Origin of the sequence: Caballeronia sp. LZ062, assembly GCF_031450785.1 — a bacterium.
GTDB lineage: Bacteria > Pseudomonadota > Gammaproteobacteria > Burkholderiales > Burkholderiaceae > Caballeronia.
Genome location: NZ_JARTWB010000001.1, coordinates 1,163,251 through 1,175,604, shown reverse-complemented (window position 1 = coordinate 1,175,604; position 12,354 = coordinate 1,163,251). Strand labels below are relative to the sequence as shown.

At 64.5% G+C, this 12,354-nt stretch carries 7 protein-coding genes and 1 pseudogene; 6 read left to right on the top strand and 2 right to left on the bottom strand.

The annotated features are described in order from the left end of the window. Window positions 1-37 precede the first annotated feature (37 nt). The 5 genes and pseudogenes from P9239_RS05375 to P9239_RS05355 all read left to right on the top strand — a co-directional run bounded on the left by P9239_RS05375 (window position 38) and on the right by P9239_RS05355 (window position 8,236). On the top strand, window positions 38-3,277 hold the full coding sequence (locus P9239_RS05375; protein ID WP_309749436.1) for a multidrug efflux RND transporter permease subunit: 3,240 nt from the start codon (window positions 38-40) through the stop codon (window positions 3,275-3,277). Between the two features lies 1 nt (window position 3,278). Continuing rightward, window positions 3,279-4,775, top strand: a complete 1,497-nt coding sequence (locus tag P9239_RS05370) for an efflux transporter outer membrane subunit (protein ID WP_309749435.1) — start codon at window positions 3,279-3,281, stop codon at window positions 4,773-4,775. Then, window positions 4,772-6,064 carry a paraquat-inducible protein A gene (locus P9239_RS05365; RefSeq protein WP_309749434.1) on the top strand — a complete coding sequence of 431 codons (1,293 nt, stop codon included), beginning with the start codon at window positions 4,772-4,774 and terminating at the stop codon, window positions 6,062-6,064. Before P9239_RS05370 ends, P9239_RS05365 begins: the two co-directional genes overlap by 4 nt. Continuing rightward, a pseudogene (locus P9239_RS05360) lies at window positions 6,061-7,652 on the top strand (intermembrane transport protein PqiB). Before P9239_RS05365 ends, P9239_RS05360 begins: the two are co-directional and overlap by 4 nt. Further along, on the top strand, window positions 7,652-8,236 hold the full coding sequence (locus P9239_RS05355) for a PqiC family protein (protein ID WP_309749433.1): 585 nt from the start codon (window positions 7,652-7,654) through the stop codon (window positions 8,234-8,236). The pseudogene P9239_RS05360 and the gene P9239_RS05355 overlap by 1 nt, the downstream one beginning before the upstream one ends. A gap of 182 nt (window positions 8,237-8,418) precedes the next feature. Here the strand turns inward: P9239_RS05355 and P9239_RS05350 are convergent, their stop codons facing one another. Then, window positions 8,419-8,901 (bottom strand): YMGG-like glycine zipper-containing protein, encoded by a 483-nt coding sequence (locus P9239_RS05350; protein WP_309749432.1) that lies wholly within the window; start codon window positions 8,899-8,901, stop codon window positions 8,419-8,421. A 405-nt stretch (window positions 8,902-9,306) separates the two neighbouring features. Between P9239_RS05350 and P9239_RS05345 the strand changes: the two genes are divergently transcribed. Then, window positions 9,307-9,699: a DUF6232 family protein gene (locus P9239_RS05345; RefSeq protein WP_309749431.1), complete on the top strand. Its 393-nt coding sequence runs from the start codon at window positions 9,307-9,309 to the stop codon at window positions 9,697-9,699. A gap of 49 nt (window positions 9,700-9,748) precedes the next feature. Here P9239_RS05345 and P9239_RS05340 read toward each other — a convergent pair whose 3' ends face one another. Continuing rightward, window positions 9,749-12,202 (bottom strand): glycogen/starch/alpha-glucan phosphorylase, encoded by a 2,454-nt coding sequence (locus P9239_RS05340; RefSeq protein ID WP_309749430.1) that lies wholly within the window; start codon window positions 12,200-12,202, stop codon window positions 9,749-9,751. Window positions 12,203-12,354 lie beyond the last annotated feature (152 nt).

Here is a 12,354-nt window from a genome sequence, read left to right as displayed (position 1 = left end):
AGCCGACCATCGGAAGCATGTCGCGTGGAAGAGGCCAATGAACATTTCACATTTCTGCATTGACCGCCCGATCTTCGCTTCGGTCATTTCCATCGTCATCACGCTCGGGGGCGCGCTGGCGATGCTCGCACTGCCGACGGCGCAGTATCCCGACATCACGCCGCCGCAGATCACGATCTCCGCGACTTACCCGGGCGCGAGCGCCGACGTGGTCGCGAACAACGTGGCCGCGCCGATCGAGCAGCAGGTCAACGGCGCGGACCGGATGATCTACATGAGCTCGTCGAGCTCGTCGACGGGCAACCTGACCATCAACGCGTACTTCGAGATCGGCACGAATCCGGAGCTTGCTCAGGTGGACGTGCAGAATCGCGTCAATCTCGCGTTGCCGCAACTGCCGCAGTCGGTGACGGCGCAAGGCGTGCAGGTGCAGAAGAAGTCTCAGGCGTTCATGATGGTGATCGCCATCTACTCGCCCGACGAGCGATACGACGCCACTTATATCGCCAACTACGCGAACGTCTATGTGCTCGATGCGCTCAAGCGCATTCCGGGCGCGAACCAGTCGAGCATTTTCGGCACGCCCGATTACGCCATGCGCATCTGGCTCAAGCCCGACCGCATGGCGCAGCTCGGCGTCACGGCCGCCGACGTGCAGAAAGCTGTCGCGAATCAGAACCAGCAGTTCGCGGTGGGGCGTCTCGGGCAATCGCCGACGGGCGCGCCCGTCGAGCAGTCGTTCGCGGTGACGACCTCTGGGCGGCTCACGGAGCCGGCGCAGTTCGACAACATCATCATTCGCGCGCAGTCGGGCGGCGCGGCCATCGTGCGTCTGAAAGACGTGGGCCGGGCCGAACTCGGGCAGAAAGATTATTCGATTCGCAGCCGCTTCCAGGGTAAATCCGCGACCGTGCTCGCGGTGTATCAGCAGCCGGGAGCCAACGCGCTCGATGTATCCAATCAGGTGCGCGCGCGCCTCGCCGAAATGAAGAAGTCGTTTCCGCAAGGCATCGACTACGAAATCGCGATGGATACGACCGAGTTCACGCGGGCGTCCATCTCCGACGTGGTCCATACGTTCTTCGAAGCGGTCGTGCTGGTGGTGATCGTGGTGTTCGTCTTTCTGCAAAGCCTGCGCGCCACCCTCATTCCGGTGCTGGCCGTGCCGGTGTCGATCGTCGGCACGTTCATGGGCATGTCGGCGCTCGGCTTCTCCATCAACATGCTGACGCTATTCGGCATGGTGCTGGCCATCGGCATTGTCGTGGACGATGCGATCGTCGTGATCGAGAACGTCGAGCGCAACATGACCGTGCACAAGCTCGATCCGAAGACCGCCGCGAAGCAGGCGATGGACGAAGTGGCCGGTCCCGTCGTCGCCATCGTGCTCGTGCTGTGCGCGGTGTTCGTGCCCGTCGCGTTTCTCGGCGGCATCACGGGGCAGATGTACAAGCAGTTCGCCATCACCATCGCGATATCGGTCATCATTTCGGGCATTGTCGCGCTGACCTTGTCGCCTGCCCTCGCCTCGCTGCTGCTCAAGCCCGGGCATCACGAGAAGAAAGGATTCTTCCGCTGGTTCGACCGCCAGTTCGCGCGGATGACATCGGGTTACACGCGAGTCGTGAGGCTCGTCATCAAACGCTTCGTGATCGCCTTGCTGCTTTTCGCCGGACTGATCGCACTGGCGGTGGTGATGATGCGCGACATTCCCACCGCGTTCCTGCCGCCGGAAGATCAGGGCTATCTGCTGGGCGCGGTGATCATGCCGGACGCGGCGTCGCTGGATCGCACGGGCGAAGTGTCGGACCGCATCACCGAGTATTTTCTCAAGCAGCCCGCCGTCGGCAGCATCGCGACAGTGGACGGCTTCAGCCTGCTGGACAGTCAGAGCAAGAACAACGCGTCGACGTTTTTCGTCGGCTTGAAGGGCTTCGATGAGCGTTACAAGTCGGCCAATATCCGCACGCAGAACGCGCGCGCGGTGCTGGTCAATGCCTACAAGGCGCTCTCGCAGATCAGGCAAGGCATTGTGGTGCCGCTGAATCCGCCGTCCATTCCTGGGCTGGGCACGACGGGCGGCACCGAAATGTGGATTCAGAGCAAGGGCGATGCGCCCATCTCGCAGTTCGCGGCCATCGTCGACGACTTCGTCGCCAAGGCCAAGCGCCGGCCCGAACTGACCGGCGTCACGTCGACCTTCAACGCCGCCTCGCAGCAACTGCTCGCCGACGTAGACCGCGACAAGGCGGAAACGCTCGGCGTGCCCGTGGAAGACGTCTATAGCGCGATGCAGACGATGTTCGGCTCGCTCTACGTCTCGCAGTTCAACCGCTCGAGCCGCCTTTGGCAGGTGATTCTGCAGGCCGAGCCTTCGTACCGTCTGCGGCCCGACGATCTCACGCAGATCTTCGTGAAGAGCACGAGCGGCAGCATGGTGCCGCTCAAGGCAGTGGTCAACACGCGCTACGTCACGGGGCCGGACCTCATCACGCGCTTCAACAACTTCCCGGCGGTCAAGATCACGGCCAATGCCGCGCCCGGCTACGCGTCGGGGCAGGTCATCCAGGCGCTCGAAGAAGTGGCCGCGAGCCTGCCGTCCGACTACGGCATTGCGTGGAGCGGCGAGGCGTTCGAAGCGAAGCAGTCGGGCAGTTCGTCGGCGCTCGTCTTTATCTTCGGGCTCGTCATGGTGTTCCTGATCCTCGCGGCTCAATACGAGAAGTGGAGCTTGCCGTTCGGCGTGTTGATGGCCGTGCCGTTCGCCATTTTCGGCGCGCTTCTTGCCATTCTCCTGCGCGGACTGAACAACGACGTGTACTTCCAGATCGGCCTCACGATGCTCGTCGCGCTGGCCGCCAAGAACGCGATTCTCATCTTCGAGTTCGCCGTGATCAACCGCGAAGCGGGCAAGTCCGTGTTCGATGCCACGATGACCGCCGCCGAAGAACGCCTGCGGCCGATTGTCATGACCTCGCTCGCGTTCATTCTCGGCTGCGTGCCGCTCGCCATCGCGACGGGCGCATCGGCGAACAGCCGGCATTCCATCGGCACGGGCGTGATCGGCGGGATGCTGGGCGCGACCGTCATCGCCGTGTTCTTTATCCCGATGTTCTTCTACGTGCTGGAAACGATGTCCTCACGCTCCGGCAAGAAGAGCGGCCATGCCCCGCCGGCATCGGCCGCGCCGGTGCCCGCGCCCGATGCGGTGCAGGTGCATGGCGCGTCGGGCGGCAGCGCCGACGCGCGCCCCTCCGCTCCCAACGAGGGGAACTGACATGCTTCGCGCCCGGCTTTCTCTTTGCTTCGCAAGCCTCGTCGGCGTCGTTTTGCTGAACGGCTGCCTGCTCGGGCCGAACTATTCACGCGAGCCGGTGCCGACGCCCGCGACGTTCCGCTTCGCCACAACCGAAGTGGCCGACACAGCGAACACCGAATGGTGGAAGCAGTTTCAGGACCCCGTCCTCGACGACCTGATCGCAACGGCGCTCGCCAACAACAAGGACGTGAAGATAGCGGCGGCACGCGTCGAACAGTTCATGGGCCAGTTCGTCACGACGCGATCGGCGCTCTTCCCGCAGATTTCGGCGGGCGCGACGGCGGGCCGCCAGCGTATCTCGCGGGCGGGACCGCAGCCCACGCTGCCGGGCGTCGGACCGGTCTTCAACAACTTCGAGCTTTCGGTATCGGCCGCGTGGGAAATCGACCTCTTCGGCCGAATTCGCAGGCTCACCGAGGCGGCACGCGCGAACCTGCTATCGAGCGAGGAAGCCCGGCGCGCGACGATCCTCTCGCTCGTGGCGTCGGTGGCGTCGTCGTATCTCAACCTGCGCAGCCTCGATCAGCAGCTCGCCATTGCCAAGGCAACGACGGAAAGCCGCGCGGAGTCGGTGCACGTCTTCACCTTGCGCTTCGAGGGCGGCGAAGTCTCGCAGATGGAACTGGCGCAGAGCCAGTCCGAGTACGAAGCCTCCCTCGCGACGATACCGCAGCTCGAAACGCAAATCGCACAACAGGAAGACGCGCTCTCCGTTTTGCTCGGCGACAATCCGCGGCCCATCGTGCGCGGCTGCGAGCTTGGCGCGTTCGCCACGCCCGTGATTCCGGCGGGCTTGCCGTCCGATCTGCTGGAACGCCGCCCCGATTTGCTTCAGGCCGAGCAGGATCTGATCGCGGCGAACGCGCTCATCGGCGCGGCGCGTGCGCTGTACTTCCCGCAAATTTCGATCACCGGCCTGTTCGGCACGGCAAGCGGACAGTTTTCGTCGCTGTTCACCGGGCCTTCGCGCGTCTGGTCGTTTGCGGGCGCGGTGACGCAGCCCATCTTCACGGCGGGCAACATATCTGGTCAGGTGCAGACGGCCGAAGCGCAACAACGCGCCGCGCTGCTGTCGTACCAGAAGGCGATTCAGGTCGCCTTCCAGGAAGTCGACGACGCGCTCATCGCCTCGCAGAAACTGCATACGCAACTCGAAGTGCAAGGCCGCCAGGTCACGGCGCTCGCCACTTACGCGCGACTTGCGCGGGCGCGCTACGAGGGCGGCTACACCAGCTACATCGAAGTGCTCGACGCGGAGCGCAGTCTCTTCGACGCGCAACTCGCGCAGACGCAGACGCAAGCGGCCGCGCTCACGTCGTTCGTCACGCTGTACAAGGTGATGGGCGGCGGCTGGGTCGTCGAAGCGGACAAGATGACCACGCAGCAGACGGCGGGCGAAAGCCAGTCCGCCGAGACGTCGAAACCTGCCGGGACAGCCGCGCAGGCGCTGCAATGAGCACGTCATCGGAAGCGGCCGCGGCATGCGGCGCGCGAGCGCTGATCGCCTGTCACGAATGCGATCTCGTGCAGCGGGAGCACCCCGTGCCGCCCGGCGGCGCCCTCACCTGCTGCCGATGCGGCGCCGTCCTTTACCGGCGCCGCAGACAAGGATTCGACCGGGCGCTCGCGTTTGCGCTCACGGCTTGCGTGCTCTGGGTCATCTCGAACGCGTTTCCCATCGTGGGGCTTTCGGTGAGCGGCTCGCTTGTCGAAACCACGCTGATGGGCGCGGCGCGGGTGCTGTATCGCGATGGCATGTGGCCGCTTGCCGGGCTCGTCTTCGTCACGACGGTTCTGATGCCCGGCTTGCAGGCGCTCGGCATGGTCTGGCTGCTGCTGCCGCTGCACCTGAACCGCAAGCCGTGGCGCGCGTATGCGGTCTTTCGCCTGCTGCGCGTTGCGCGTGAATGGGGCATGACCGAAGTGCTGATGCTCGGCTTGCTCGTCGCGGTGGTGAAGCTCGCGCATATCGCGTCGGTGGTGCCGGGTCCGGCGCTTTGGTCGCTCGGCGCGCTCATGCTGCTGCTGGTGGCGGCATCATCCGCATTCGACGAACGGGCCATGTGGGCGCGCCTCGAAGGCGGCCCGCCCGGCATGGCCCCCGACACGCCGCTGCACGGCGCGACCGCTGCCGCGAACGGCATCTGCATTTGCCACGAATGCGGGCTCTGCACGCGCGGCGCGCGCCGGCACGCTCACCTCTTTTGTCCGCGCTGCGGCGCGCGCGTGCATCTGCGCAAACCCGCGAGCCTGTCGCGGACGTGGGCCTATCTGAGCGCGGCGGCAATTCTCTACATTCCTGCGAACACGTTGCCGGTGATGAACACAAGTTCGCTCTTCGGCGCTCAGAAGGACACGATTCTGAGCGGCGTCGCCTATCTGTGGCACTCGGGATCGTGGCCGCTCGCGATCATCGTGTTCATTGCGAGCATTGCTGTGCCGATGCTCAAGATTCTCGCGATCGGCTATCTCGCCGCGAGCGCCAACCTGCGCATGACTCAGCGCAATAAACAACGCGCGCGCATTTACCGGATCGTCGAACTGGTGGGCCGCTGGTCGATGCTCGATATCTACGTGATCGCGGTGCTCGTCGCGCTCGTGCAGTTCAGCGCGGTCGCGACCATCGAAGCGGGGCCGGCGTCGATTGCGTTCGGGGCGGTCGTCGTGCTGACCATGCTCGCCGCCATGTCCTTCGATCCGCGCCTGATTTGGGACACCGCGACGCCGCGCAAGGAGCCGCGATGAGCACGCCCGACGAAACGCCCGATGCGGAGGTCGTGCCCAAACGGCGCTGGCGCATTCCCTGGGTGTGGATCGTCCCGGCCATCGCGGTGGCGGTCGGCGTCTGGCTGGCGGCGCAGGCGGTGCTCGCGCAAGGACCGACCGTCACCATCAGCTTCAAGACCGGCGAAGGGCTCGAAGCGGGAAAAACGAAGATCAAGTTCAAGGACGTGGAGATCGGCCTCGTGAAGTCGGTGGCGCTGTCGGACGACTTTTCGCGCGTGGTCGCCAAGGCGGAACTGACGCGCGATGCGAGCAGGATGCTCGTCGACGACACGCGCTTCTGGGTCGTGCGGCCGCGCGTGGCGGGCGGTTCGGTGTCGGGCATCAGCACGCTGCTTTCCGGCGCGTATATCGGCATGGACATCGGCCGCACGAAGCGCGAGCGGCGCGAATACGTGGGTCTCGAGACGCCGCCCGTCTTCGCGAACGACGTGCCCGGACGGCAGTTCGTGCTGAAGGCGGCGGATCTCGGCTCGATCGATGTCGGCGCGCCCATCTACTTTCGCCGCCTGCAAGTCGGTCAGGTGACCTCGTTCGAACTGAATCCGGACGGCAGCGGCGTCACGCTGCACGTATTCGTGAACGCCCCTTACGACCGCTACGTGAACGCGGATTCGCGCTTCTGGCAGGCAAGCGGCGTGGACCTGACGCTCGGCACCGACGGGCTCAAGCTCAACACGCAGTCTCTCGTGTCGATGCTGATAGGCGGTCTCGCCTTCGAGACGCCGGCCGCATCGCTTTCCTGGGCGGAAGCGCCCGCGAACACGACCTTTTCGCTCTTTGCGACGCGCGCCGATGCACTGCGCATACAGTCGAGACCTATGCGTTCGACTTCCACGGCTCGGTGCGCGGGCTCGAGGTCGGCGCGCCCGTGGACTTTCGCGGCATTACCATCGGCGAGGTATCGGCCATCTATACGAGCTTCGATCCGGTCAGGCGGCAGATCAGCATTCCGGTGGAAGTCAGGCTCTATCCGGAGCGATTCACGTCGCGCTTTGCAAGCGGCATCAAGAGCGGCCGCTTGGTGAACGACCCGCGCGCGCTCGCGGAACTGCTCGTCGCACGCGGACTGCGCGGGCAGTTGCGAACCGGCAGCCTGCTGACGGGACAGTTGTATGTCGCGCTGGACTTCTTCCCCTCAGCGCCGAAGGCGAGCATCGACTGGAGCCGCACGCCGCCCGTTCTGCCCACCACGCCGAGCGGCCTCGCCTCGTTGCAGGATTCGATCAACCGGATCATGACGCGCATCGACAAGCTGCCGATCGAACAGCTCACGGCGAGCGCCAAGCAGACGCTCGACAACACGAGCCTGCTGATGAGCAACCTCAACACGCAGATCGTTCCCCAGGCGGCGACTACGCTTTCCGCCGCCCGCGCCGCGCTCGATGCCGCGCATTCCACCCTCATGCCCGATTCCGGCTTGCAGCAGGACACGGCCGAAGCGGTGCGCGAATTGACGCGCACGGCGGCGTCGTTCCGCAGTCTCGCCGACTATCTGCAGCAGCATCCCGAAGCGCTGCTGCGCGGCAAGCCGGAGGACAAGAAGTGATGCGGCCCGTTCTCGCCTGCCTGACTCTCATGCTCGCCGTCTGCGCCGGATGCAGTTCGCCGCGCGCGAGCTTCTACCGCCTGAGCGTGGATTCGTCGCTGACCGCGACCACGGGCCGCGGGCCGGGCCGGCCGCTGATCGTGCGTCCGGTCACGGTGCCGGATCTCGTCAATCGTCCGCAGATCGTCACGCGCAATTCGGACAACGAAGTCGCGCTCAACGAATACGCGCGCTGGGGCGAGCCGCTCAACAGCAGCATCGCGGATGCCATTGCGGGCGATCTCACGCTGTTGCTAGGCTCCGACCGCGTGGCGGTCGCGTCGCGTGCGGTGGCGGACCCGCAGGCGTGGCGCGTGCGCGTCGATATCCAGCAGTTCGAATCCGTTCCGGACCAGACAGTGGCGATCGATGCGCGCTGGGCCGTGCGCAGTTTCGGCGGCGATACCGCCCTGAGCGGGCGTTCGGTCGTGCGTGAACCGGTGTCCGGGCCCGACTTCGATGCGCTCGTGGCCGCGCATAGCCGGGCGCTCGCCAGCGTGAGCCGGGACATCGCGGCGGCGATCGAGCGCAGCGCGCAGCCGTGAGGCGACGTCAAGATCGCGCTGCTTCGAGTTGCGCAGCCTCAGCGGATCGAGCGCGGCCTTCACATCGTAGAGAAGGCCGTGGTTCGTGGCGCGGCCTCCGCCGAGTCAGACAAAAGCGCCGATTGCCGCTCACACCATGCGAAGCCCGGTTCGTCTCAAGCTGCAATCGCGCCGTGCCAACACTACTGGATGGAATAGCCGCGCCCCTGCATGCACGCGGTCCACGCGCGGTAGTAGGTGGCCATGGCGCCCTGGCTTTGCGCCTGGGCGTTCGCTTGCTGCGCGCGCTTGTTCTGCCGTGCCCGCGCGCCGCCCGCCATGGTGCCGGCTGCCGCACCGATGGCCGCGCCCTTGCCCGCGTCGCCCGTGATGGCGCCGATCACCGCGCCGCCTGCGGCTCCGCGCGCCGCGCCGCCCACGCGCTCGCCGCCGCCCACGGCGGGACCCGACTGCGGCGGCGGCGCATTGGACGCCATCGCGGGATCGATTCCCGTGCTGCTTTTCGCCCAGCTGTAGCACGCGCCGTCATCCTGCTGCTGTTGCTGCGGGCTCTGCCCTTTCGACGGATACGCAATCGGTTTGCTTTGCGCCGCGACATTCTGGGCGAGCGCCGCGATCACAACGGCACCGACGGCACCGACCGCACGCCATTTCATTGCATTCATGGTGACTCCTTAGTTTGATTAACAACCTTTTAATAACTGCAAACGCGGTGCAGTCAACCCCGTTTTGGAAACAGTGTGAGCGCCGGAATGGCCTGTTGCCACGTGCGCCGATACAAAACATTCGAGTCGCTTCATGCCACGCACCAAGCGGGCCCTGTGCAGCGCAGCTCGAGTGCTTTGGCATGAGCGACGTACCAACGCGTCGCGCGCTGCGCTCGATGGATTGCTTCGTTGCCCGAAACAATTATAGTTTGCGAAGCGCGTGACGGCAACGCCGCACAGATTTCGACAGCCTTCGTTAGCCGGCCACTTACAATCGGTGTCGTTTCCCGACTTTATCGCTTATTGCAGGCGTCTGGTAACCTGCCCGGTTTCTCCGCCGTCAACTGAAAAATCGAACAGCCTATGGATACACCCTTCAACGAACGCGGCGTCACGCTTTCGCGCGCCGGCCTCTCTGCTTCCGGACAAATGATTCCGCTGCGCGAGTTGCGCACGGCGCGGGTCGTGAAAATTGAGCGCAAGAAGCCGCTGCCCATCGTGATCGCGCTGATCGGGCTGGCGGGGCTGGCTAGCGGTATCGTCACCGGCTCGGGCGCGGCGCTCGTGCTCGGCGCGATGATCGTCGTGGTCGGCTATCTGTCGTGGATCACGCAGGACGTGGTCTATCAGCTGATGGTCACGACTCCAGATGGCGAGCGTGAAGTGCTGATCACCAAAGATCAGGAATTTGCGGATCGCGTGGCGGCGCTCGTCGGCGAGGCGGTGACAAAGCACGCGGCGCGGCCGCAGGCATGAGAGAAGGCGGGCCGCACGCTCGACGCGCGGCCCGCCTTGCCATGAGGCATCAGCTGAAACTCAACGGCTCGACGTGCCAGATTTCGCGCGCATACTCGGCAATCGTGCGGTCCGATGAGAATATGCCCATGCCCGCCACGTTTTCGATGGCGCTTCTCGTCCACGCATCCTTGTCGCGGAACTTGAGGTCGACCTCGCTTTGCGTCTTGTCGAAGCTCTCGAAGTCGGCGAGCACCATGTAGTGATCGCCCCAGTCCACCAGCGTGTGAAAGATGTCGTAGAAGCGGTGCGGCTCGTCCGGCGAAAAGTGCCCGAGCCGGATCTGGTCGAGCGCGAGCTTCAACTCCGGGTTTTCTTCATAGATCAGCCGCGGGCGATATCCCGCCGCGCGCAGCGATTCGATTTCGTCCGTCGTGTTGCCGAAAATGAAGATGTTCTCGCGCCCCACGGCTTCGCATATTTCGATGTTCGCGCCGTCCAGCGTGCCGATGGTCAGCGCGCCATTGAGCGCGAGCTTCATGTTGCCGGTGCCGGATGCTTCGGTGCCTGCCATCGAAATCTGCTGTGAGAGATCCGCTGCGGGAATGATCAGCTCCGCGACGCTCACGCCGTAGTTCGGAATGAAGCCGACCTTCAGCCGGTCGCCGACGAGCGGGTCCGCATTGATCTTGCGCGCGACCTCGTTGATGAGCTTGATGATGTTCTTCGCCATCTTGTAGGCCGATGCCGCCTTGCCCGCGAACATCACGACACGCGGCGTCCAGTCGCGCTCCGGATTTTCGCGGATGCGGTTGTAGCGCACGATCACATACAGAATGTTCAGCAACTGCCGCTTGTATTCGTGAATGCGCTTGACCTGCAAGTCGAACAGCGCTTCAGGATTGATGATCGCGTTGGCTTCGCGCCGCGCGCGTTCCACGAGACGCAGCTTGTTCGCGAACTTCGCGTCGTGAAATGCCTTGCGGAACTCGGGATCGTCGCGCCATTCGCGCAGGCGTCCGAGTTCGAAAAGATCGGTGCGCCAGCGCGGTCCGATGCGCTTGTCGATCAGCGACGACAGCGACGGACTCGCCTGCGCAAGCCAGCGTCGCGGCGTGATGCCGTTCGTCACGTTCGTGAAGCGGTCCGGGTACATGCGCGCGAAGTCGGAGAAGATGTTCTGCACCATCAGTTGCGAATGCAGCTTCGAGACGCCGTTCACCTTCTGGCTCGCGACAATCGCGAGATGCGCCATGCGCACGCGGCGCTGGCCGAATTCATCGACGAGCGAAATGCGGCGGATCAGCTCGACATCGCGTCCGAACTTTTCCGTGACTTGCTTGAGGAACTGCGCGTTGATCTCGAAGATGATCTCCAGATGCCGCGGCAAGAGGCGCGCGAGCATTTCTACGTCCCACGTTTCGAGCGCCTCGGGCATCAACGTGTGATTGGTGTAGGAGAACATCTGCTGCACGAGCTTCCACGCCTTGTCCCACGGCACGCGGTGCGTATCGACGAGCAGGCGCATCAGTTCGGGAATGGCGAGCACGGGGTGCGTATCGTTCAGATGCACCGCCACCTTCTCCGCGAGCCGGCCGAAATGCGTATGCGTGCGTTGATAGCGGCGAATCAAATCCTGCATCGTCGCGGAGACGAAGAAGTATTCCTGACGCAGACGCAATTCGCGGCCGGCCTGCGTCGAATCGTCGGGATAGAGGAGCCGCGAGACGTGCTCGGACGTGTTCTTCGCTTCCACCGCGCGGCGGTAGTCGCCCTGATTAAAAGCGGACAGATCGAATTCGTCGGTCGCGCGCGCGGACCACAGGCGCAGCGTATTCGTCGCGGTCGTCGCGAAGCCGGGTATCACCGTGTCGTAGGCCATCGCGTTGACGTGCTCGGTGTCGATCCAGTCGATGCGGTCGTCGCGCTGCACCGTCCGTCCGCCGAAATGCACCGTGTACACCACTTCGGGCCTCGGGAATTCCCACGGGTTGCCCGCGCGCAGCCAGTAGTCGGGCATTTCGACCTGATTGCCGTCCACGATGGTCTGCCGGAACATGCCGTATTCGTAGCGAATGCCGTAGCCGAAACCGGGCACGCCGACGGTCGCCATCGAATCCAGAAAGCAGGCCGCAAGCCGCCCGAGACCGCCGTTGCCGAGCGCGGCGTCGGGTTCGAGATCCTCCAGCGTCGCCAGATCGACGCCGAGGCTCGCGAGCGCGTCGCGCACTTCGTCATGGATGCCGAGCGCGAGCAGCGCGTTGGTGAATGTTCGGCCGATGAGAAACTCCATCGACAGGTAATAGACGCGTTTCACGTCCTGTTCGTACTGCTGGCGCGTGGTGCGCATCCAGCGCGCGACGAGCCGGTCGCGCACGGCCAGCTCCGCTGCGTGCAGCCAGTCGCGCGGCTGGGCGGTCGCCGCGTCCTTGCCTACGCCGTACATCAGGCGGTTCGAGATGGAGCGCCGCAGCGCATCGACGGTGCTGTTGAGCTGGTCGAATTCCAGGTCGACGGATGTCATCTAAACCTCCGGTGTTTGCAACTTATGCAACGACAGCGAAGCGCGCCGTGAGTTCGGCCCGATTGTGCACGGCCGGCTGATTTCGCGCAGGCACAGAGACGCGGTCGCCCCGATAAAGGCAGGTTACGCCAGTTTTATTTTTTTTGGTATGA

Excerpts from the sequence above, each read along its gene's own strand:
- P9239_RS05365 (WP_309749434.1), top strand. The coding sequence starts at position 4,772 with ATGAGCACGTCATCGGAAGCGGCCGCGGCATGCGGCGCGCGAGCGCTG.
- P9239_RS05375 (WP_309749436.1), top strand. The coding sequence starts at position 38 with ATGAACATTTCACATTTCTGCATTGACCGCCCGATCTTCGCTTCGGTC.
- P9239_RS05350 (WP_309749432.1), bottom strand. The coding sequence starts at position 8,901 with ATGAATGCAATGAAATGGCGTGCGGTCGGTGCCGTCGGTGCCGTTGTG.
- P9239_RS05345 (WP_309749431.1), top strand. The coding sequence starts at position 9,307 with ATGGATACACCCTTCAACGAACGCGGCGTCACGCTTTCGCGCGCCGGC.
- P9239_RS05355 (WP_309749433.1), top strand. The coding sequence starts at position 7,652 with ATGCGGCCCGTTCTCGCCTGCCTGACTCTCATGCTCGCCGTCTGCGCC.
- P9239_RS05340 (WP_309749430.1), bottom strand. The coding sequence starts at position 12,202 with ATGACATCCGTCGACCTGGAATTCGACCAGCTCAACAGCACCGTCGAT.
- P9239_RS05370 (WP_309749435.1), top strand. The coding sequence starts at position 3,279 with ATGCTTCGCGCCCGGCTTTCTCTTTGCTTCGCAAGCCTCGTCGGCGTC.